Genomic DNA, 21,391 nt, shown 5'->3' with positions numbered 1-21,391 from the left:
ATATTAACATAGTATATCATAACTTTACATTTTTCACGCCATATTTATCTATGAAATGAGACAAAAATTGAGATTTGCTGTATAGATAAAATACTAGTATGGATTTATATTGTTCGTTTTTTAAATAAAAAAAGAGCGCATTAAAAATGCACCCTTTTTGCCCGTATGTAATACCATAACATTATTTAACGATATCTTTAAGGGCTTTACCTGGTTTAAAAGCAGGAACTTTGCTTGCTGGAATCTCAATTTCATCCCCAGTTTGTGGATTACGACCTTTACGTGCAGCACGCTCACGTACTTCGAAGTTTCCAAAACCGATTAATTGAACTTTTTCTCCATCTTTAAGTGAATCCATGATAGATTCGAAAACCGCATCAACTGCTTTCGTAGCGTCTTTTTTAGAAAGTTCGCCTTTTTCAGCAACGGCATTGATTAGATCTGTTTTATTCATGACATTCACCTCCTCCCAAAATAAGCTATAAAATTTCAATCAACATCTTAGAATTTATAGCTGTTTATCACCAATTGTTTGATGACAAGGCTTATAATAACTGAGTTTTAAATATAATTCAACAAAAAATCATCTTTTCCTATAGATTTTTTGAGATCTAAATACTAATTTAGATGAATTATTCAGAATGTTATCATATGTATCATTACTATGCAAGTGATTTCAAATATTGATAAATCAATACTTCAGCTACCATTCTATAAATTTATGTTATATATTGTTGACAGTTTATGGAACATATATACATTTTGAACAGAAAATAAAAAAAGCGTAACGCAACCTGCATAACGCTTTTCAAGAATTTTCCAATTTAATTTATAAAATGATAGCTATTAAACCACCCGAGCCTTCATTTATGATTCTTTCTAATGTTTCTTTTAATTTGAATCTTGCGTTTTCAGGCATCAGAGATAACTTTGCCTGGATACCTTCTCTTACAATAGAGCTTAGTGATCTGCCAAAAATATCTGATTGCCAAATTGATAAAGGATCCTCTTCAAAATCTTGCATTAAGTATCTTACTAATTCCTCACTTTGTTTCTCCGTACCAATAATTGGGGCAAATTCTGATTCTACATCCACTTTAATCATGTGTATGGAAGGCGCGACTGCTTTCAATCTTACGCCAAATCTAGGCCCTTGCCTTATAATCTCTGGTTCTTCTAACGCCATATCCTGGAGAGCTGGTGCTGCCACACCATAACCGGTCTGTTTTACCATTTTTAAAGCATCCGCAATCTGATCATATTCTTTCTTAGCATTGGTAAATTCCTGCATCAATTGAAGTAAGTGATCTTTCCCCCGTATTTCTTCACCTACAATTTCTTTTAATACTTGATCATATAACTCATTCGGTGCATGCAAATCAATATCCGCAATACCTTCCCCCATTTCAATGCCCGCTAACGCCGCATGCTCAATAAATTCAAAATGATCAAATTGTCCTATAACATGGTCAACATCCCGTAATCTCTTGATGTCTTTTACTGTTTCCTCGATCGCTTGCTGGTAATTTTGTCTTAACCAATGATTGTCATCCAAAACAAGTACCCAGCTTGGCAAGTTTACATTTACTTCAAGTACTGGGAACTCGTAAAGAACCTCTCGCAGAACATTATTAATATCATGTTCTGTCATACTTTCCACACTCATTGCAAGAACAGGAATGTCAAATTTCTCTGTTAGCTCTTGTCTTAATAATTCAGTTTCCTGCTTGTACGGTTGTACAGAATTTACTATCATAATAAATGGTTTTCCTACTTCTTTAAGTTCTTCAACAATTCTGTTTTCTGCTTCCAGATAATCCTCCCGAGGAATATCACCAATACTACCATCTGTTGTGACAACAATGCCCATTGTAGAGTGCTCTTGAATTACTTTTCTTGTGCCAATTTCAGCTGCATCGTGAAATGGTATTGGCTCTTCATACCAAGGAGTATGGATCATTCTAGGTCCATTTTCATCTTCGAATCCTTGTGCACCTTTCACTGTATAGCCGACACAATCAACTAACCTAACATTAACTTCCAACCCGTCTTCAACCTGCAATTTTACCGCTTGATTTGGAATGAATTTGGGTTCTGTTGTCATGATTGTTCGTCCTGCTGCACTTTGCGGCAATTCATCTTGCGCTCTTAGTCGATCACTCTCATTTGGGATATTAGGTAATACTGTTTTTTCCATGAATTTTTTAATGAAAGTAGATTTACCTGTTCGAACAGCACCGACTACTCCTAAATAAATATCCCCGTTCGTGCGTTTTGAAATATCCTTAAAGATATCTACCCTTTCCAAATGATCCCCTCCCGATCTATTTAACTTAATATTACTCGAATCATTGACAATGTTATTTTATGATGTTGTCCTATTAAAATATGCTAATAATTAGCGAATAATTGTAAAAATCTTTTTTTACCATAATTTCATGCTAGGGTAATATAAATTATACTAGTAGATCATATGAGGCAGTATGAACGGATATGTTAGAATTCTATAATTATTATGATTTCAAAAAAAAAAAAAAAGAACCTGTATTAATACAGGTTCTTTTTGATCCTATTTATCTTCTAAATAAGGTGCAAATTCTGGTTCCCCTTCACTCAATGTATAAGGGATGGAATATGCCGGAACAATCGGGTGATTGTCTGTGATTAACCTCCTGATATCTTCTCCTTCTTGATAGTTATTTTCTGTGCCCTCTAATAGTTGATATAATTCAGCACGATAATCAATTAACAATTCTCCATTTGTATCAATTAATACAGGCAAATTATTGGTAGAGTATGGGCTTTCAACAAAGGGAGGTGCTTCTAGATTTAATTCCTCATGTTTTAATGAGTATATTCCATCAGCAATTTTCTCACCAAATGGAGGATAGTTGTTATCACTTAAGTAGATGTTTAACCGTTGCTGTATATCTCTTAATTGATCGGATATTCGTAAATCGATTACCTTAACTTTTGGTTCTGTCTCAACATCTATTAAGACATATTGGTACACTCCACCATTTTCAAATGCACTTCCAGGAACCGATTGAATTAAATTCTTTTGTTTCAATAAATTAAAATCAATAATGTATTTTTGATAAATAGGTGTATCATTTTCTTTGGTGTAAATAGGTATTCTCCCGTCATTCTGTGCTACATATTGATCAATCGCTTCTTGGACCAACTCGAGTTGGACATCATTTGCTACTTGATTTTGACTGAGATTTTCGGATGGATACATACAACCAGTTAACAGTATTAATAATAAGAAGAAAAACAATAATTTTTTATGTATCATTCTTCATTGACCTCCTAATTATGATGTCGGTCCTCTAAGAACGACGAATGCTATAATTAAACCACCCGCAAGTAAAAATATGTAAGCAAATAAAGCTACAATTCTTGCAAAAAATCCTTTTAATTTGTATCGACTTAATAATATTAATCCTATTGCCAAGAATAATGCAATCATTCCAGCAAAAGATACCCACATCATCATCATTGAAGCAGACATGATTGTTACATCCTTTCTTTCCACCATTTTATAAGTACCGTAATTAATCCATAATCTATAGTATACCATATACATTATACGGTGACACTTGTTACAAAACTTGTTCAAAAAATGTTAATAATCAGTTTTGATTCTATTTCCGAAAAATGGAAAATATATGTGTAACCACAAAAAAATACCGAAGTAGAAGGGGCAGAATCTACTCCGGTAATGACTAAATAAATACCCAATTGCACCCTGAAAGTGAATGCTTGTGCGATTTATTGTATGCGAAGCAATTTCACATTGCATCCTCAAGTGCCTATAATATCACTTTTTAAATAACTTACTAAGCGTGTTCATATCTGCAGGCATATTATTGTTTGTAATAGCACGGACAATTTTATCTTCTTTTTCTTTAGATACCGGCTTACCAGCCATATCGGCTAATTGGCGCACTAATTTTCTTACAGTAGCCTCATCTGAAAAGTCAGCACTTTGAACAGACTGGGCTACTTTAAAAATTTGATCTGATTTAATATTAGATTTCTTTTGAATTTGATCGAACATTTTGTCTTTAAAATCGCTCAATGTTTTTCCTCCTTACTATAGATCTCATTCTATAGTATGCAAAGGAGGATCAAACAGTTAATCAGAGTACCTATCTGCCAATATAGAGGCAATGTCTTCAATTTCAGTTGTTCTGTCTCTGTTCATTAAGTTATCAACGACATCTTTTGGTGATTTTTCATTAAATATCACATCATAAATTCCCCTTGTTATAGGCATCTCTACATCCAATTTTTTGGACAATTGGTTAACAGCTTCAGTTGTCCTTACACCTTCCACCGTCATTCCCATTTGGGCTAATACCTCATCTAATTTATGGCCTTTGCCGAACAGATTTCCTGCTCGCCAATTTCGACTGTGAATGCTTGTACATGTAACTATTAAATCACCAACTCCTGATAAACCAATAAAAGTCAATGGATTAGCCCCTAATTTGGTGGCAAGTCGTGAAATTTCTGCCAATCCCCTAGTAATCAGTGCTGCTTTTGCATTGTCACCATAGCCTAACCCATCAGAAATACCCGCACCTAATGCAATGATATTTTTTAATGAGCCGCCAAGCTCCACTCCTACTAAATCTTTGCTTGTATATACACGGAAATATTCGTTCATAAATAAATCTTGTGTAAATTGTGCTGCAAATTCATTATCCGAAGCAGCGGTAACAGTTGTTGGATGCTTTAAGCTAACTTCTTCCGCATGGCTTGGTCCAGATAAAGCAACAATTCCTTTGTACGTAACTTGTTCTAATTCTTCTGCCATCATTTCCGAAATACGATAATGCGAATGGGGCTCTATTCCTTTGGATCCATGAATTAATACCATATTATTTTTTATATACGGTAAAACTTTTTTACACGTTTCCCGAATAGCTTTTGTTGGCACAACAAAGACAACTGCTTCCACATTTTCAATAGCATGGTTTAAATCAGTAACAATATTGAGATTTTCCGGCAGTTGTATCTCGGGTAAATATTTCTCATTCTTTCCTGTTGTCTGCATGATCTCTTTCTGCGACTCATTATGTGTCCATAAATGGACTTGATGATGATTATCACACAATACCATCGCTAGCGCAGTTCCCCAGCTTCCTGCACCTAAGACCGCTACATTACCCACAATGAATCACCTCTAATTTCGTCTTCTTGCATATATTTTAATTGGTGTTCCTTCAAAGCCAAATGCTTCTCTAATTTTGTTTTCTAAGAAGCGTTCATATGAAAAATGCATCAATTCAGGATCGTTCACAAACACAACGAAAGTAGGTGGTTTGACCGCAACTTGAGTCGCATAAAGAACCTTAAGTCGTTTACCGTTTTTTGTCGGTGTCGGATTAATCGCCAATGCGTCCATAATTACGTCATTTAACACATTTGTTTCCACACGTTTACTATGGTTTTCACTTGCTTCAACCACCTTGGGTAAAAGGGTGTGTATTCTCTTTTTCGTCTTTGCAGATAAGTAAACGATTGGTGCATAATCTAAAAACAGAAAATGTGCTCGAATATTCTCTTCAAATTCTTTAATCGCTCGATCATGCTGGTTGATCGTATCCCATTTGTTCACTACAATAACTACGGCTTTTCCTGCCTCATGAGCATATCCGGCAATTTTTTTATCTTGCTCTATAATTCCTGTTTCCGCATCAATTAGTGTTAGGACAACATCTGACCTTTCGATTGCTTTCAAGGCACGCAGGATACTGTATTTTTCAGTAGTTTCATAGATTTTCCCTCTTTTTCTCATCCCTGCTGTGTCGATGATGATAAAATCCTGATCATCCTTTGTAAACGATGTATCAATTGCATCTCTAGTAGTACCAGCTATATCACTAACTATGACTCGCTCTTCATTTAACATAGCATTTACTAATGAAGATTTTCCTACATTAGGTCTTCCAATCAAACTGAAATGAATGACATCATCCTCAACTGGAATATCTTCTCGTTCTGGAAATAATTCCAGCACTCGATCTAATAAATCACCAAGACCTAAACCATGTGTTCCTGAAATAGGATACGGCTCACCGAAACCTAATGAATAAAATTCATAAATTTGTTCTCTCATTTCAGGATTATCGATTTTGTTTACTGCAAGGACGACAGGTTTATTTGATTTAAATAGTAATTTTGCAACCTCTTCATCTGCTGCTGTAATTCCTTCACGGCCATTTACTAAAAAGATAATAACATCAGCTTCTCTAATGGCAACTTCTGCTTGCTCTCTCATTTGAATAAGTAATGGTTCATCACCGATCTCTATACCACCTGTATCTATTAAACGAAACGTATTATTTAACCATTCCGCTTTTGCATAAATGCGATCTCTTGTTACACCAGGTATATCCTCTACTATTGATATTCTTTCTCCAACCAACCGGTTAAATATGGTTGATTTTCCTACATTAGGCCTTCCAACAATAGCTACAACTGAATTTCTCATGAAGGCACATCCTTCCTTTATTAATTTCTCTCTACTTAAAACTCGCCATTATTACTTAACTAAATTACCATAAACTATTGAAAGAAAACAAGTTTCAGTAAAATATATTAGATTTACATAATAAAATTATGTTAAATGGGGGCAATCTTAAATGCTCAATTTTAATGTTTCACAATAATATATAGTTCATCACTCAATGCATGACTAATTCCATCTAATATCGCCTCTAAATTTGCAGCTACTTTATTCATTTCCTCCTTCGTATCACAAATAAAGATGGACGACCCTGCCGTTACTTTGTTTGCATTAGTAGTAATGGTTGCTAAAATAGCTTTTTCTAATTGCATCATCATTTCTCCTTATTGCTTGCTTTAGATTCTGAAGGCATCCGAATAGCATTTTCTAATACTGGAACAGCACTTATTACATTCATTGCCTTTTTCACATCATTATTTTGAGGTAAGATAAACACACCTATTCGACCATCATCTAAATCACGCTTGATTAATGGCACTAAAGCGGGAGTGCCTGAATCTCGGAACACTCCCAGCGAAACTGATACATCATGCAAAATAGCTTGTCGCTGGCCTAAATTAGCAATAGTTGAACGAACATCAAAGTTTTTAGGTGTTAGTATAAAACCCATTCCGTATTTTAGTATTTCTTGTTGCCTTACAGGCAGACCAATATTCATTATATAAATATTATCCACATGTAAACCAGCTCCATCAAAAGAAATTTCCGCTTGCTTAATGTCAACAATATCCCCCAGCGTAGAACCACTCATTATGTTCCGGATAATTAAAAAAGCAACAATTGTTACAATTATCGCAATATAAACATTCCACACCAAATATGCCAATGTTGTAATTAAGGCAGTAAAAATCACTAAATAATTCCTGCTTTCAAAAGCAACAGCAATTCCTTCAATGTAGGTATTCCCTCTAGGTACTAATTCATAACTATCCATTTCACTTAACGTATTTCTTTCCATATTTCTCACTTCTCGGAATTGTGATGCAGCAATAGTAAGAAAAGTAATTGCTGTAAATTCCTTTTCCATGATGGCTGGTACCGCCACAGACCCGAGTCCGGCTGCTATAAACCCTAATGCAGTGTGGATTATTTTCCCATGAAGATATGTTGGATACTGTCTGTAATCTGTTTTTAACATAATTAAGCGTGCGATCGTACCAACTACTACTCCAAATAAAATCGGATAGGTATATTCATTCAAAATGTCCACCTCTTCTTAGATTCAATGCTTTTAAGAATACCTTCTATATACTCTCTAAATAAAGACCATATATGTTGGATAGTTAATAATAGCAGGACACTGCATAATAGCATGTAGTAATGCTGATAATTAATTGTGTGTTGCAGATAGTAACTCCAGAAAATCAATGTGTATAAAACCTGCCCCAATGAAATGCTTGTTATCCAAATCAATAGCCGATAATAAAAATTCTTCTCTAAGAATTGTAAAAGAATGGCCGCAACGAGAATTCCGATGATTAAAAAGTGACCAGTACTCAAAATAGGACTTGTTATATACCAAACAAAATATATGACATATAAGTAGGATAAGACTAAAATATAGAGGTACTTTTTTAAAATTAATGGTGTCTTAATTAACAATATCAAACTGTATAGAGCGAGGAAAATAACTCCCAAATTGAAAGTTATTTCGCCAACATTTACTTTATAAGGCAAACAAATTATTAATAGTAATATACCTAAACTAAATGAAGTTCTTTTTGTAGATCTTTTAGAAAAGAAAGTAGCCAGACACCACAGTAACCATAGTATCCATATGTGTAAAAACCCAACCATTATTATCACCCTTAACATTATGGACATTCTACTTTTTTTTATACTAAATTCTGAAAGATAATACCATGGAATAAACTGATTTCACCTTTCCAGCACTGTAAACCACTCAATGGGTATAAAAAAAGCATGCTACAATTTAAACGCAGCATGCTTTACCTTCTTATTTTTTATATTTATCTAATTTATCACCAATCATGTCACCTAATTGAAAACCTGATTGATCATCATCACTCTCATATTGTCTTATCTCTTGTTCATTTTTATCTTCTTCAATTTCTTTAATACTCAAAGAAATTCTTTTTTCTGATTCATTTACTTCAAGCACTTTCACATCAACCTGTTGGCCTACTTCCAATACCTCAGCAGGTGTACCAATATGTTGGGAAGAGATTTGAGAAATATGAACAAGCCCTTCCACTCCTGGTAATACTTCAACAAACGCACCAAAATTAACCAGTCGTTGGACTGTTCCGCTTACCACATCATTTACCGATATTTTATCACTAATATTGTCCCACGGACCAGGCAATGTAGCTTTATGGGATAAAGAAATTCTCTCATTTTCTTTATCAACAGATAATACTTTTACACGAATCTTATCTCCTTCAGTTACAACGTCTGTAGCCTTCTCCACATGTGTATGTGACAATTGAGAGATATGTACTAAACCATCTATACCACCAATATCTACAAACACGCCGAAATCTGTAATACGTTGAACTGTTCCTTCGATTTCTTGTCCATCTTCAAGCTCTTCTAAGAGTTTTTCTTTCTTTACTTTTACATCTTCTTCCAACACCGCACGATGTGAAAGAATAATGCGATTTTGTTCCTTATCCAATTCAACTATTTTCAATGTAATCGGCTTATCTTGATAGTCAGAGAAGTCTTCAACATAATGCGTCTCTACTAGTGATGCTGGGATAAATCCACGCAAACCAACATCAACGACAAGACCGCCTTTCACAACATCTTTAACAACAGCCTCAATTGTTTCATTTGCTTCAAATTTTTGTTGCAGATCTTCCCAAGCTTTTTCGGCAACGACAGCTTTTTTAGATAATACGATCTCTTCTTCTTCCACTTTCTTAATCTGTAATTCTAGCTCGTCGCCTTCACTTACAACATCACTAGCTGTTTCCACACGAAGTGCAGATAATTCACTAATTGGTACAATACCTTCTACCTTGTAGCCAATATCAACTAGCACATGTTTCTCCTCTACTTTGACTACTTTCCCCTTGACAATATCGCCGACGGAAAGCTCCTTAATTTCGGAATTTTCTTGGTTCATTTCTTCCATGACAAAGACCTCCTTCAAAATACAACACAAAAAACTTTAATGTGCTTTTTTCTAACTTCTAATATTTAGACCAATTTGTCAAGTTTTATAAATGAAGTTAGTGATTTTCTTTTATTTTTCTTATCTCTTCCATTATAACATCAGTAACTTCTTGAGCGGAAGCTTTTTTCTCTTTTAAATTTTTCATATCTACGGGTTTTCCATAGGATACTGTTAACGGCTTCTTTCCGCTGTAGTCGCCAATAATTGCACAAGGGATAATAGTTGCATCCGATCTTAGAGCAAAAAAGCCTGCTCCAGCCAAGCCCTTTTTTAATTCTCCTGTCTTACTTCTTGTACCCTCTGGAAATAATCCTAAAACATTACCCTCTTTTAATACTTCTAAACCTTTTCTCAACGCATTTCGATCTTTCATTCCTCTTTTTATCGGAAATGCATGTACGTTTTTCAATATAAAACCGAATATCGGATTTTTGAATAGTTCTTCTTTTGCTAAGAAGTGAATATCCCGGGGGCAGGTTATGCCAACAATCGGTGGATCGAAATTTGAAATATGATTGGAACAAATAATAACAGGACCAGTTTTTGGAATATTTTCTATTCCGATAGATTGTACTTTGTACTTTGGTTTCAACCAGGTTTTCACAACAAATCTTGCAAATCTATAAAAACTCATTCCTCACACCTCTTGACTCACTATAGATAGAATTTCTTGCAAAACATCCTCTATCGAAAGCGATGTAGTATCAATTTCAATGGCATCGTCCGCTTTTTTTAATGGGGAAGATTCTCTTTCAGAATCCATTCTATCTCTATTCTCAATTTCGATTTTTAATTGTTCTAAATCAGAAGGAATCCCTTTTTTCAGATTCTCATCATGACGTCTTATTGCTCTTTCTTCCACACTTGCAACTAAAAATATTTTTACTTCTGCATCCGGTATAACTCTTGTTCCAATATCCCTTCCGTCCATAACTACTCCTCTATTTGCAGCTAACTGTTGTTGCCGCTTAACCATTTCATTGCGTACCGCCGCAATCGAGGCTATCTGAGATACATGATTTGTTACATCATTATTACGAATCTCATTTGTTACATTTACATTATTGATATATACTTCGAAATTTTGATTCAAGGTAATATCTAATTCCATTAATAGGGATAGAATTTTTTGATCATCATTAAATTCTATTTGTTCTTGCAGTACTTTATATGTCAAAGACCGGTACATTGCACCAGTATCAATATATACGTAATTTAAATGCTGTGCTACTAACTTTGCTATTGTACTTTTGCCTGCAGCTGCAGGTCCATCTATCGCTATTGCAATTTTTCCCATCAAAAATATACCTCTTTCTACTATCACTTATTTGATTTCTTTTCGTTTTAATCTTAACTGTTCAAGATAACAGTATTTTATAATTTTCTGTTGATTTTGTATTGATATATCGGTGAATTTTACAGAGAGTACTCCCTTCGTTTCTTCTTCAATAAATCTTACGACAGCACCTTGTAAGTGTAAATACTCTAAATTATTCTCCAGGGGGAGTACTAACATCATATCGAGTAATTCATCTTCATTTAATTTATTGGAAAGATCTAGGTAAGCTGATAATCCCCCACCACTGATATCTTTTGTGATTGTGGTAATTGGTTTAAATTGTTCTTTGGGACTTCTTATCGAGATATCTAATAATGAATCAACTCTCACAAATTCTCTTCTTTGTATTTTTTTAATTTTATCTTTATCCCAATTTAAAATGATTCCCGGCACCCGGTCCAGCCTTCTCCCGACTACTTTGGTAGTAAAAACATAGACAGAATTATCTTTAATATAACTGACTTTCAGAGCAATTCCTTCAGGAATGAAAGTAGTTTTGTCGGTTAGTTCATTTATTGGTAAATCAATAATTATAGAATCCTTTTTTGTTTCTATCACCCTGCACCGGTAGGTTACTTTTGACTCTTGGATATCATCCTTGTTATTATTATCCTTCACTTCCTCAAGTTGTAAAAATGTTCCGATTTTAATCAATTTTCATCCTCTTCCTAGTCTCTCTATTTTTTTCTATATATGTTATCTTCCATGTTTGTTTATATAAATTGACGATTCTTATTACTATTTTACCACAAAAAAAAGCGAGAAGGAAAAGAGTTTCCTTCTCACATTTAATATTTTATTTCAGCCTGTTTTAATTTCTCTACTTGTTCTTCTCTTCCCGTTTCTGCATTAATAAATATTTTGTAGGTGTCCTTACCTAGTGTACCTAAATATACATATGCTAAGACTTCTTCTCCCAGATCATCTTCAATAATGGCCATATGGTGTTCCTCAATAGTTAGGTTAGGATTTACTTTTGATCTGGCTTCCTCTTCCGAGACTTTCGGTTCTTTAATCGTTCGATCATGATGGTTTTCTACATAATCCTTTGCAACAAATCCAAGTATGTCGCCATTATCTAGAGCTACTTTAATTTGGATAGCATCAGGATAAATCCAGACATCGTCTTGGTTTGGAACAAAGTGAAAAACACCGACATGATCATATTGATTGCTTTCAATCAATGCTAAATCACCAAATTCTTTCTTTTTTAAGTACTCTTTTGCTTTATTTGTGGCTTCATAAAGACTTATATTGGACTCATTTACTTCACGGTGAATCATTAATGTTATTGGATATCCGCCATTTTGGGTAATATCTGCATATCCTGACCGGTTTTCTTCCTGGAAAGAGGCACTAATCAAAGGAATATCTGCACCGTCACCTGAAGTTGAAACAGTAACTTCCGCATCCTTATCTAAATTAAATAACTTTATCATTTTCTCTTTTGCATCTTTTTCCGATATTTTTTCATTTCCAAGCATTGTATATCCGTCTTTTTTGCTTGAAGTCCCCATTAAACTAGTATTCATTTTCCCTTCTGAATAACCTTCTACGGTTTTTTCAACTGTCTTAAACCCGTCAATTATGGTGTTATCAGCTTGCTCATCATTATTAACTAAAGCTAATTGAACATCCATCCATCTCAAATTCTCGCTTAAAACCATGTTTTGTACTTTTCTTAATTCTGTTTCGATCTCGCCTGACATTTCATATAATGATTCGAATGTTTGCAGTTCCTCATTAGTTAGGGGGTCTTTTTCTAAATCTCTTACTGCCGTTCTGTAACTAAAATCACCCATTTGAGAAAGGAATTCTTCTGTTTTGTTAAATGGCAATAATGTTAAAGGCAGATGACCAACATCACCATGCGCTAATGATGTAATGCGCCAAATTTCCGCTAACTGCGGGGACAGTTGTTCCCTGCTATTCATTGCTAATGACGAACCGATTTTATCGTGCAGTAAATCCATATAATATGTGAGATCGTGAAAAGATCTTTGATAGTCGTTCTCTGCCTGTATTAGTATCGCATTTTTTTCTTGGTGTTCTTGATACCCCCATACAGAGACTCCAATTACTGTTAGACTTAGTAATGCAATAATTATCCAGCGAAACATACACACACCTCCATTTTACATACAGAATATATGTTTTCCGATTTGCTTAATTTGTGGTCTAGACCATATCCAGCCTGACGTTGCGGTATCTGGGTTAAAATAGTAAGAAGCTTCTCCAGTAGGATCCCAACCATTTATGGCATCAAGGACCGCTCTTCTTGCTGTATCATTAGGAGTTAACCATATTTGTCCATCACTTACTGCTGTAAAAGCCCTTGGTTCAAAAATAACACCAGATACCGTGTTAGGAAATGTCGGACTTTCTACCCTATTCAAGATTACGGCAGCAACAGCAACCTGGCCTTCATACGGTTCCCCTCTTGCTTCACCGTACACAGCATTAGCCATCAATTTAATATCATTTTGTGAAAATCCTTGAGGTACATTTACGGCCGTAGGCTCTAACTCCGCGTTTGTATCGTTGTTTTCAGCAGGGTTCTGATTCTGTTGTTGATTTGCATTGTTTCCTTGAGTGTTAGGTTTATTTTGTGCAGGTGGAGTCTGGGTCGTATCCGGTTGTGATTGTTCTCTGTTATTCACACCTCCATAATGTGTGAACTTGTTCCCTGACTGGATCTGCTGTTTGACATATTGTTTGTCATATTTACTCGCATTAGTTAATTTTTGCTTTGTTTCCTCACCAGCTAAACCGTCAATTTCTAAACCAAACTCATATTGAAAGTTTCGAAGGGCCCAGTATGTTCCCCAACCAAACACCCCATCTATTTCCCCATTATAGAAGCCTAAGTACTGTAATCTTGCTTGTAACTCAATGACATCCTCTCCGGTTGCTCCATGTTGGACTACTTGTTCTGTAAATCCATTCACTTCATGTTCTTCCGCTAAAAAGAATGGTATTGATAGTAATAGAATAGCTATTACACCCCATTTGAAAAGTTTCATGAACCATAACCTCCATTAATCTAGTCAGCAAAGTTTTACCAATTATCAATCTCTTTCCTAAACATAGCTTTTATTGAAAATCCATTAATTATTCATTGGAAATTTCAACAACAAAAAAGAGTTACGCCTACTTTTATAGTAATAGGATAACTCTTATAATTCGAGCTTATGTATTTTAGAATACTCATTTGCTTTTTTAACTTTGCGAAGACTATATAACCAGAGGGCGATCATAAATGGCACTAAGCAATATACCCATGCCCTTGTTACAGTAACTAATATAAAATCATAGGTTCCGTGTAATAGCACCGGAATAAAAAATGCTAATAATAAATGGAAACTTGAACGATTGCTTTTAAATTTTGCTCTGCCCATATAATAACCCATAATAACACCAAATAGTGCATGGGAAGAAACAGGGAAAATTGCACGACTAAATGCATACTCTATTCCATGTGCAAAAAGATATAGCAAATTTTCAATTGTTGCAAATCCTAAACTAATGGAAACACCATAAACAATTCCATCATACACATTAGAAAATTTAGAATATTTATATGTCGTAAAAAGAAAAATAAACCATTTGAAAAATTCTTCTAACAGCCCGTATAGTAAATAACTCCTTATAAAAGGCGATTGAGCAAGACCTTCTTCAACGAAAGCGTATTGTATGAACATAATAGGAAAGACTAACAATGCACCATACAGAAATGTTCTAAAAATTGCATAAACAGGCTCCAGTTCATACTCATCTTTTAAATAAAAAAATGATAACAACGCAAATACAGGTGCTAAGCCTGCTGTTATTAATGTAAACAAATATACACCTACTTTCTATAATGATAATATATACTATTGAGAGGTGATAAAATTGAGTAAATTAATTGTCATACATACTGGTGGTACTATTTCCATGCAACAGAATGAGGAAGGGAATATTACGCTATCTGATAATCATCCATTATCAAATATAAGAGAGGTAGAGAATATTCCAATACAAGAGATAGAATTATTCTCTTTACCTTCACCACACATTACCCCAAAACATATGTTAGAATTATCTCAGTATATTAATAAACTACTGGCAAATCATAGTAAGTTAGCAGGTATAGTAATCACACACGGAACAGATACACTGGAAGAAACTGCATTCTTCCTTGATTTAACGATCAAGTCTACTATCCCGATCGTATTAACAGGGGCTATGCGGCCAAGTAATGAAATCGGCACAGATGCTATTTATAATTTCCAATCTGCTATAAGAGTTGCAAAATGTAAAGAAGCTACTAACTGTGGTGTCTTAGTAGTAATGAATGATGAAATTCATTCAGCAAGATATGTAACAAAAACATCAACCAGTAATGTTGCAACATTTAAGAGTCCGCCATTTGGACCGTTAGGTCTAATACATAAAGATCAAATTGTAATGTATCAGAAGTATCTTTTCTCCGATAATCGATTGGCTGTAGAAAAAATAACAAAAACTGTGCATTTATTTAAAGCATATACAGGGATTTCAAGTATCCTATTCGAACATCTAAACGAAAATAACACAAGCGGGCTTGTAATTGAAGCATTGGGACAAGGTAATCTTCCCCCTGAGATTGTTCCCTCACTCGAAAATCTGCAGAGTAAAGGGATTATTATAGTAATTGTGTCACGTTGCTATAATGGCATTGTACAGCCAGTGTATGATTATGAAGGCGGTGGAAAATCACTGCAAAAATTAGGAATAATTTTCACTAACCAAATTAACGGCCCAAAAGCTAGATTAAAGCTTCTACTATTACTTCAGCAAGAAGCAACAGTAGAAGAAATTCGTGATGCCTTTCAAGGGCAGGAATTAAGATAATTTACTTTTTATGGAGGATGCAATCAATCCTCCATGAAATCTTCCATTCTCGATAAAGATTTCGTTATTATCATATCCAGCTGCAATTACTCCAGCTATATAAACATTTTCAATGTTAGTCTCCATTGATTCTGAATTGTAGTCTGGTCTCCCTGTCTCTTCATTAACCGTAATTCCTATATTTTCAAGAAATCCCTGATCTGGCTTATACCCTGTCATTGCGAATACAAAATCATTTGGTATAGTTTTTCTAACTCCATTCACTTCATATACAACCGCATCTTCTTTTATTTCCAAAACATTTGCTTTAAACTCCATTTGTACTTTACGGTGTTTAATTAGTGAAACAAATTCCGGTAAGATCCATGGCTTTACACTCGGCGAATAGTTTTCTCCTCTATATAGTACCGTTACATTTGCCCCAGCTTTATGCAGTTCAATCGTTGCATCAACTGCTGAGTTTTTTCCACCAATGACAACAACATTTTTCTTATAATAAGGGTGTGCTTCCTTAAAATAATGGAATACTTTGCTTAACTCTTCCCCCTTGACATTGATATAATTTGGTTGATCATAATAGCCCGTAGCAATAACAATATATCCTGCTGAATATTCTTTCGTCTTATCATCCTTATTTCGTGACTTTAAAACAAAGCCCTCATTTTGTTTTTCAATAGATATAACTTTTTCAAAATTATTGATTCTTAAATCTTTACGTTGAGCTACTGTACGATAATATGCTAATGCCTGATTTCTGACAGGTTTTTGCTTTTCAGTAACAAATGCAACATCCCCTATCTCCAATTTATCACTTGAACTGAAAAAAGTTTGATGTGTTGGATAACGATAGATCGAATCGACTATGTTTCCTTTTTCAATAATTAATGGTTGTATTCCGACATTTTGTAATTCTATTGCTGCAGACATTCCACATGGACCTGCACCGATAATAATCACTTGTTCTTGTTGCATTTTCATACACTCTCCTTACGATTTGGATCAGAGCCAGCCTCTATATCTGATCGCTTCTACTTGATTTTTCATTCCTATCATATAACTTGCTAAATACATATTCACCTTTTTTTGTAAAGAAGTGTATTTAGCTTCTTTAATTGCATGCTGAATAATTTCTTTAAAATTATCATCCACTTCTTTATCAGTAAATTTCTTCCCTTGCTTATATTCCATCCATTCTAAATATGCATAAACAATACCGCCATTTGTTGCAAGAACTTCTGGAACCATTACGGTTTCTTGTTCATGCAAATAATCAATAGCTGCTTGGTCTAAAGTATTATTAACAGTTTCTACGATAAATGATGTACGTAATTTCTTGGCAATATTTACATCCACTTGATCTTGTTTTGTTGTTAAGAGTAATATATCATTATCTTGCTCCCAAAACTCATCCAAAGTTATTGTATCTTTAATAACTCGAGTGAAAATACCGAAGTTATCTTTCTGCTTAAATACCATTGGAATGTTGAGTCCATCAGGATTATATATAGCTTTTTGCGGATCCGAGATTCCAACAACTTTTACACCTAATTGATATAATTTCTGTGCGATATAACTGCCAATAATACCTGATCCATGGATCATTACTTTGGTATCTTTCAGTGGTAAGTGATATTCGTCAATTAAAGCGTAGATTGTATGGTAAACACCTTGCTCGACGGCCGTTTGCTTATTTTTTATGCCACCTAAGATAAATGGTTTTCCTGTAATAAAGTTTGGATCCATACCTGTATGTAATCTGCTATATTCATCCATCATCCATGCCATTATTTGTGGATCAACTGACGCATCAGATGAGGGAATGTCCATGTTAGGACCGATAATGTGATGAATAGCACGAATGTATCCACGACAAAGTCTTTCTAATTCTCTAAATGACAGTTCTCGCAAGTCACATATTACACCACCACTGCTTCCTCCGAGTGGTAATTGTAAGTTACTTGATTTTACGCTTCTTAATATGGACAATGCAGCAATTTCGTCTTCTGTTATATTCGGACGGAAGTGGACATTTCCTTGTGTTACACCAAAAACATCATGATGTTGAGCACGAAATCCAGTAAAAATTTTCACAGAATCATCATCCATCCTGACAGGAAAACGTACTTTCATCACTCTTGATGGCTCCTTGATTAATTCATATAAATCATTTGGATAACCTAAATGATCTAGCACATTCTTCATCATAAACTGCAAGTGCTCATAGCTGCTTCTCAATAAACTTCACTCCTAATGCATTAGAAATACAGGTTTGTCACCAAGCCACTTGGCAAAAACCATCATCCGTTTTCCTACAATAATAGACAAATTAAATGGTACAAAAGATCATTATTTTAATTATACTATTTTATATTGATGATGTGAAATACCAAAACATAAAAGAACAATTTTGAGATACAAAAGTGTAATGATGAGTGTTTTCATTTTCTTACTAACATTTGTCCGAGTATGTATGGCATAAGACAAACATTCTTTCACATAGAATGTAGCGGTACTTGAAATGAAAGGAGTGAATACATTTGAGTTTGTATATAAAATGTTATTCACCATATATTAGCCCGTTTGACCCTTGTCGTCCAATTCTCAAAAAGTCTTACTCCACTCCGCCTAATCTTTATATTCCATTCCAGCCTATGCAATCAGAGCAGTTTCCTTCAGCAAAGGAAGCTTTATACCACGGAACATTATGGCCATGCCTCTATGACCCTTATTTTCCAAAAAGGTGGTGTAATGAAAATTGACAATGCCTGCAAGTTATTATCAATTAATGGAGAAAATTCAGGCTGTAGATTTTGTCCTTGTTGATTTAACCCTCTATTTGGATACACACCCTGAGGATTTAGAAGCAATCAAACAATTTAATCAAAAAGCAATGGAAAGTAAACAATTAAAAGCAGAATTTGAAAGTCAATTCGGGCCGTTACTTCAATATGGGTTAAGTTACTCCAGCTATCCATGGAGCTGGAAAGATACACCATGGCCATGGCAAGTTTAAGGAGGTAGCCAATATGTGGGTGTATGAAAAGAAACTGCAATATCCTGTAAAAGTAAGTACATGTAATCCTCGTTTAGCCAAATACTTAATCGAACAATATGGCGGTGCGGATGGGGAGTTATCAGCAGCATTGCGTTATCTTAATCAAAGATACACGATTCCAGACAAAGTAGTCGGTTTGCTTAATGACATTGGAACAGAGGAATTTGCTCATCTAGAAATGATCGCAACAATGATCTATAAACTAACAAAGGATGCAACACCACAGCAATTAGAGCAAGCTGGGTTAGGTGAATACTATGTCAATCATGATCAAGCATTATATTATCAAAATGCTGCAGGCTCTCCATGGACAGCAACATATATTCAAGCAAAAGGTGATCCTATTGCAGATTTATATGAAGACATTGCTGCTGAGGAAAAGGCTAGAGCAACCTATCAATGGATAATCGATTTGTCAGACGACCCTTTTCTGAATGATTCATTAAAATTTCTTAGAGAAAGGGAAATTGTTCACTCCCAACGTTTTCATGAAGCAGTAGAAATTTTAAAAGAAGAACGTGATCAAAAAAAAGTATTTTAGATAATAAAAGGAAGTCCTTTTTGTTTTTAAAAAAGTAGGACTTCCTATTCTCATATTATTAGAAAAAACAATTTGTTTTACACTCAACAGGTAGATCATTTTAACTAGAAAAAATAAAAGCACCCCAAATCGGAAATAGAAGAAATACGGCAACAATAAATAAAAACAAGAATAGTAATACACTTATTAATTCAATTTTCTTCCTTGTGTCTCTTTTTCGCTTTTTTTGATGCATCTTTCTTCTAGTTGGCAATCTCATATCATCGTAATTGTTTTTATCATCTCTTTTGTTTACTAAGTCTCGTAATGAAGAGGCTTGATCATCTAAGTCTGATTTCATAGTACTCCCCTCCAATATCATTTTACGTTTGGGATTCAAGTTGCATTAATTTATTTCCAAGTTTTTCAATCCATGAGAAATCTTGCTTCTTACGATTAATCATGACTGGATTCCAGTCATGCCATTTGAAATCACAATAATCACAACACATATTTAAAGGTTTTTGGATACTTGATTGAAAATGTTCATATAACGCTGCCCTTCTGCATTTATTTACATTTATCCAATCATTCATTTCATACATCTTTTTCTGTTTGTATAGCTGTCGTTTTAAGATGAGGCGATCAATCGATTTTGTCAATTCATCAATGTTAATCATATTCTTATCAATTATATCATCAATTAACACTTCCCGTACTTCTAACTGGTATTGGAAAAACCGCCATTGAATTTCATTATCACCGGTTATCTTCAGAAAATAATCTTCTAGCTTACTTCTCTCTGTAATCTGGTTATCCATGATATATTTTAATACATGTTCTATCAAATCAATATCTGGAAGTTCTGATTCAATTAAACGCCTTGATATGTGCTGATCGGATTCATGATAATATAACAAACTTACACATTCTTTCCCATCCCTTCCTGCTCTTCCTACCTCTTGAATAAAAGACTCCAGTTGGGATGGTGCGTGATAATGAATGACAAGTCGGACATCCATTTTGTTTATTCCCATACCAAACGCACTTGTGCAGCAAATAACATCTAATTGATTAGCCATAAACTGCTGCTGAATTAATAACCGATCAGTTGTATCTAAAGCTCCGTGATAAAAAGCTGTTTTAAGGTCAGGTAACTCTTGTTGTAAAAAATATGAGATATTCTCAGCTTCTTTCCGACTAGAGAAATAGATCATTGTTGGGACAGTAAACTTTTTTAACGTATTAACAATATCTCTTTTTTTCTCGCTGGTTTCTGTCACTTTCTTTACAGCAAATGAAAGGTTCGGCTTATCCATCGGGTAAATGTATTTATTACAATCCTTTAATTGCAGTGAATGAATTATATCACTTTGTACTTCAGGGGTTGCGGTTGCTGTTAAAGCTAAAATAGGCGGTGAATTTAACTCTTTATGAACATTTGCCAGTCTTAAATAATCAGGTCTAAACTCATAACCCCATTGCGAAATACAGTGTGCTTCATCCACTACAAAAAGTGATAAACATATTTTTTTTAACTTCGTGACAAAGAACGAATTTTGCAACATTTCCGGTGAGGTAAAAATAAGCTTGTATTTCATTAAATTTCGCATGGAAACATGCTTTTCCTGTACCGGTGTCATACTATTGATAGCAATTACATCTCTCATCCCAAAGGCTTTTATTTCCTTTATTTGATCAGTCATAAGTGAAAGCAATGGGGAAATTACTAAAACTGTCCCTCCCATAATCATTGCAGGCAGTTGATAACATATTGATTTACCGGAACCAGTTGGTAAAACAGCAAGGGTATTATTTTGAGATAGTACGGATTCTATAATTTCCTTTTGACCTGTCCGAAATGATGTGTAACCGAAATAACGTTGCAAATAATCTTCTAATGAGGATTCATACATTTT

General features: G+C 34.5%; 25 protein-coding genes. 4 read left to right on the top strand and 21 right to left on the bottom strand.

The window, feature by feature from the left end; genetic code table 11:
• Positions 1-181: 181 nt before the first annotated feature.
• From ACFOY7_RS14850 to prsW, 17 genes are all read right to left on the bottom strand, one after another.
• Positions 182-454, bottom strand: coding sequence for an HU family DNA-binding protein (locus tag ACFOY7_RS14850; protein ID WP_390252904.1), 273 nt, complete (start codon positions 452-454; stop codon positions 182-184).
• 375 nt (positions 455-829) lie between these two features.
• Positions 830-2,308, bottom strand: a complete 1,479-nt coding sequence (gene spoIVA, locus ACFOY7_RS14845) for a stage IV sporulation protein A (RefSeq protein ID WP_390252902.1) — start codon at positions 2,306-2,308, stop codon at positions 830-832.
• 261 nt (positions 2,309-2,569) lie between these two features.
• The gene (locus ACFOY7_RS14840) at positions 2,570-3,298 is read right to left on the bottom strand and encodes a hypothetical protein (protein WP_390252900.1); all 729 of its coding nucleotides are present in this window, start codon (positions 3,296-3,298) and stop codon (positions 2,570-2,572) included.
• 18 nt (positions 3,299-3,316) lie between these two features.
• Entirely contained in the window at positions 3,317-3,583 is a 267-nt protein-coding gene (locus ACFOY7_RS14835) for a DUF2768 domain-containing protein (protein ID WP_390252897.1), read from the bottom strand.
• Positions 3,584-3,823: 240 nt separating this feature from the next.
• Positions 3,824-4,084, bottom strand: coding sequence for a stage VI sporulation protein F (locus tag ACFOY7_RS14830; RefSeq protein ID WP_390252895.1), 261 nt, complete (start codon positions 4,082-4,084; stop codon positions 3,824-3,826).
• A gap of 57 nt (positions 4,085-4,141) precedes the next feature.
• A complete protein-coding gene (locus ACFOY7_RS14825) occupies positions 4,142-5,182 on the bottom strand; it encodes an NAD(P)H-dependent glycerol-3-phosphate dehydrogenase (protein ID WP_390252892.1) in 1,041 nt (346 codons plus the stop codon).
• Positions 5,183-5,194: 12 nt separating this feature from the next.
• Positions 5,195-6,505 (bottom strand): ribosome biogenesis GTPase Der, encoded by a 1,311-nt coding sequence (der, locus tag ACFOY7_RS14820; protein WP_390252889.1) that lies wholly within the window; start codon positions 6,503-6,505, stop codon positions 5,195-5,197.
• Positions 6,506-6,666: 161 nt separating this feature from the next.
• On the bottom strand, positions 6,667-6,852 hold the full coding sequence (locus tag ACFOY7_RS14815) for a capping complex subunit for YIEGIA (protein ID WP_390252887.1): 186 nt from the start codon (positions 6,850-6,852) through the stop codon (positions 6,667-6,669).
• A gap of 2 nt (positions 6,853-6,854) precedes the next feature.
• Positions 6,855-7,742: a YIEGIA family protein gene (locus tag ACFOY7_RS14810; protein ID WP_390252884.1), complete on the bottom strand. Its 888-nt coding sequence runs from the start codon at positions 7,740-7,742 to the stop codon at positions 6,855-6,857.
• Positions 7,739-8,338 (bottom strand): YphA family membrane protein, encoded by a 600-nt coding sequence (locus ACFOY7_RS18455; RefSeq protein WP_465260653.1) that lies wholly within the window; start codon positions 8,336-8,338, stop codon positions 7,739-7,741. Before ACFOY7_RS18455 ends, ACFOY7_RS14810 begins: the two co-directional genes overlap by 4 nt.
• 160 nt (positions 8,339-8,498) lie before the next feature.
• Positions 8,499-9,641 (bottom strand): 30S ribosomal protein S1, encoded by a 1,143-nt coding sequence (gene rpsA, locus ACFOY7_RS14805; RefSeq protein ID WP_390252882.1) that lies wholly within the window; start codon positions 9,639-9,641, stop codon positions 8,499-8,501.
• Between the two features lie 97 nt (positions 9,642-9,738).
• Positions 9,739-10,317, bottom strand: a complete 579-nt coding sequence (locus ACFOY7_RS14800) for a lysophospholipid acyltransferase family protein (protein WP_390252880.1) — start codon at positions 10,315-10,317, stop codon at positions 9,739-9,741.
• 3 nt (positions 10,318-10,320) lie between these two features.
• Positions 10,321-10,983, bottom strand: a complete 663-nt coding sequence (cmk, locus tag ACFOY7_RS14795) for a (d)CMP kinase (RefSeq protein WP_390252878.1) — start codon at positions 10,981-10,983, stop codon at positions 10,321-10,323.
• 24 nt (positions 10,984-11,007) lie between these two features.
• Positions 11,008-11,676 carry a flagellar brake protein gene (locus ACFOY7_RS14790; protein WP_390252876.1) on the bottom strand — a complete coding sequence of 223 codons (669 nt, stop codon included), beginning with the start codon at positions 11,674-11,676 and terminating at the stop codon, positions 11,008-11,010.
• A 134-nt stretch (positions 11,677-11,810) separates the two neighbouring features.
• Positions 11,811-13,142 carry a germination protein YpeB gene (gene ypeB / locus ACFOY7_RS14785; RefSeq protein ID WP_390252874.1) on the bottom strand — a complete coding sequence of 444 codons (1,332 nt, stop codon included), beginning with the start codon at positions 13,140-13,142 and terminating at the stop codon, positions 11,811-11,813.
• Positions 13,143-13,157: 15 nt separating this feature from the next.
• The gene (sleB, locus tag ACFOY7_RS14780; RefSeq protein ID WP_390252873.1) at positions 13,158-14,045 is read right to left on the bottom strand and encodes a spore cortex-lytic enzyme; all 888 of its coding nucleotides are present in this window, start codon (positions 14,043-14,045) and stop codon (positions 13,158-13,160) included.
• A 153-nt stretch (positions 14,046-14,198) separates the two neighbouring features.
• Positions 14,199-14,864 carry a glutamic-type intramembrane protease PrsW gene (gene prsW / locus ACFOY7_RS14775; protein WP_390252872.1) on the bottom strand — a complete coding sequence of 222 codons (666 nt, stop codon included), beginning with the start codon at positions 14,862-14,864 and terminating at the stop codon, positions 14,199-14,201.
• A gap of 52 nt (positions 14,865-14,916) precedes the next feature.
• Here prsW and ACFOY7_RS14770 point away from each other — a divergent pair, with 52 nt between their 5' ends.
• Entirely contained in the window at positions 14,917-15,897 is a 981-nt protein-coding gene (locus ACFOY7_RS14770) for an asparaginase (protein WP_390252871.1), read from the top strand.
• On the opposite strand, the gene ACFOY7_RS14765 is transcribed toward ACFOY7_RS14770, so the two are convergent.
• Positions 15,889-16,869 carry a YpdA family putative bacillithiol disulfide reductase gene (locus ACFOY7_RS14765; RefSeq protein ID WP_390252870.1) on the bottom strand — a complete coding sequence of 327 codons (981 nt, stop codon included), beginning with the start codon at positions 16,867-16,869 and terminating at the stop codon, positions 15,889-15,891. The two genes, ACFOY7_RS14770 and ACFOY7_RS14765, sit on opposite strands and share 9 nt — an antisense overlap.
• A 27-nt stretch (positions 16,870-16,896) precedes the next feature.
• Entirely contained in the window at positions 16,897-18,132 is a 1,236-nt protein-coding gene (locus ACFOY7_RS14760; RefSeq protein WP_390252868.1) for a Glu/Leu/Phe/Val family dehydrogenase, read from the bottom strand.
• Between the two features lie 302 nt (positions 18,133-18,434).
• Between ACFOY7_RS14760 and ACFOY7_RS14755 the strand changes: the two genes are divergently transcribed.
• The 3 genes from ACFOY7_RS14755 to ACFOY7_RS14745 are packed head-to-tail and all read left to right on the top strand — an operon-like array spanning position 18,435 to position 19,493.
• On the top strand, positions 18,435-18,656 hold the full coding sequence (locus tag ACFOY7_RS14755) for a spore coat associated protein CotJA (protein WP_390252867.1): 222 nt from the start codon (positions 18,435-18,437) through the stop codon (positions 18,654-18,656).
• Between the two features lie 2 nt (positions 18,657-18,658).
• Positions 18,659-18,910: a spore coat protein CotJB gene (locus tag ACFOY7_RS14750; protein ID WP_390254124.1), complete on the top strand. Its 252-nt coding sequence runs from the start codon at positions 18,659-18,661 to the stop codon at positions 18,908-18,910.
• Between the two features lie 13 nt (positions 18,911-18,923).
• The gene (locus ACFOY7_RS14745) at positions 18,924-19,493 is read left to right on the top strand and encodes a manganese catalase family protein (protein WP_390252866.1); all 570 of its coding nucleotides are present in this window, start codon (positions 18,924-18,926) and stop codon (positions 19,491-19,493) included.
• 100 nt (positions 19,494-19,593) lie between these two features.
• Here ACFOY7_RS14745 and ACFOY7_RS14740 read toward each other — a convergent pair whose 3' ends face one another.
• Positions 19,594-19,833 carry a hypothetical protein gene (locus ACFOY7_RS14740; RefSeq protein WP_390252865.1) on the bottom strand — a complete coding sequence of 80 codons (240 nt, stop codon included), beginning with the start codon at positions 19,831-19,833 and terminating at the stop codon, positions 19,594-19,596.
• Between the two features lie 22 nt (positions 19,834-19,855).
• A complete protein-coding gene (locus ACFOY7_RS14735) occupies positions 19,856-21,388 on the bottom strand; it encodes a RecQ family ATP-dependent DNA helicase (RefSeq protein ID WP_390252863.1) in 1,533 nt (510 codons plus the stop codon).
• Between the last annotated feature and the right edge of the window lie 3 nt (positions 21,389-21,391).

This window comes from Gracilibacillus xinjiangensis, assembly GCF_042651765.1.
In the GTDB taxonomy this organism is placed as follows: domain Bacteria; phylum Bacillota; class Bacilli; order Bacillales; family Amphibacillaceae; genus Gracilibacillus; species Gracilibacillus xinjiangensis.
This window is presented reverse-complemented; position numbering and strand designations above follow the sequence as displayed.

What these genes read in the sequence shown, in the direction of transcription:
- ACFOY7_RS14850 (WP_390252904.1), bottom strand. Translation starts at nt 454, where the DNA reads ATGAATAAAACAGATCTAATCAATGCCGTTGCTGAAAAAGGCGAACTT.
- ACFOY7_RS14840 (WP_390252900.1), bottom strand. Translation starts at nt 3,298, where the DNA reads ATGATACATAAAAAATTATTGTTTTTCTTCTTATTATTAATACTGTTA.
- ACFOY7_RS14835 (WP_390252897.1), bottom strand. Translation starts at nt 3,583, where the DNA reads ATGGTATACTATAGATTATGGATTAATTACGGTACTTATAAAATGGTG.
- der (WP_390252889.1), bottom strand. Translation starts at nt 6,505, where the DNA reads ATGAGAAATTCAGTTGTAGCTATTGTTGGAAGGCCTAATGTAGGAAAA.
- ACFOY7_RS14815 (WP_390252887.1), bottom strand. Translation starts at nt 6,852, where the DNA reads ATGCAATTAGAAAAAGCTATTTTAGCAACCATTACTACTAATGCAAAC.
- ACFOY7_RS18455 (WP_465260653.1), bottom strand. Translation starts at nt 8,338, where the DNA reads ATGGTTGGGTTTTTACACATATGGATACTATGGTTACTGTGGTGTCTG.
- rpsA (WP_390252882.1), bottom strand. Translation starts at nt 9,641, where the DNA reads ATGGAAGAAATGAACCAAGAAAATTCCGAAATTAAGGAGCTTTCCGTC.
- ACFOY7_RS14800 (WP_390252880.1), bottom strand. Translation starts at nt 10,317, where the DNA reads ATGAGTTTTTATAGATTTGCAAGATTTGTTGTGAAAACCTGGTTGAAA.
- ypeB (WP_390252874.1), bottom strand. Translation starts at nt 13,142, where the DNA reads ATGTTTCGCTGGATAATTATTGCATTACTAAGTCTAACAGTAATTGGA.
- sleB (WP_390252873.1), bottom strand. Translation starts at nt 14,045, where the DNA reads ATGAAACTTTTCAAATGGGGTGTAATAGCTATTCTATTACTATCAATA.
- ACFOY7_RS14765 (WP_390252870.1), bottom strand. Translation starts at nt 16,869, where the DNA reads ATGCAACAAGAACAAGTGATTATTATCGGTGCAGGTCCATGTGGAATG.
- ACFOY7_RS14750 (WP_390254124.1), top strand. Translation starts at nt 18,659, where the DNA reads ATGCCTGCAAGTTATTATCAATTAATGGAGAAAATTCAGGCTGTAGAT.
- ACFOY7_RS14745 (WP_390252866.1), top strand. Translation starts at nt 18,924, where the DNA reads ATGTGGGTGTATGAAAAGAAACTGCAATATCCTGTAAAAGTAAGTACA.
- ACFOY7_RS14740 (WP_390252865.1), bottom strand. Translation starts at nt 19,833, where the DNA reads ATGAAATCAGACTTAGATGATCAAGCCTCTTCATTACGAGACTTAGTA.
- ACFOY7_RS14735 (WP_390252863.1), bottom strand. Translation starts at nt 21,388, where the DNA reads ATGTATGAATCCTCATTAGAAGATTATTTGCAACGTTATTTCGGTTAC.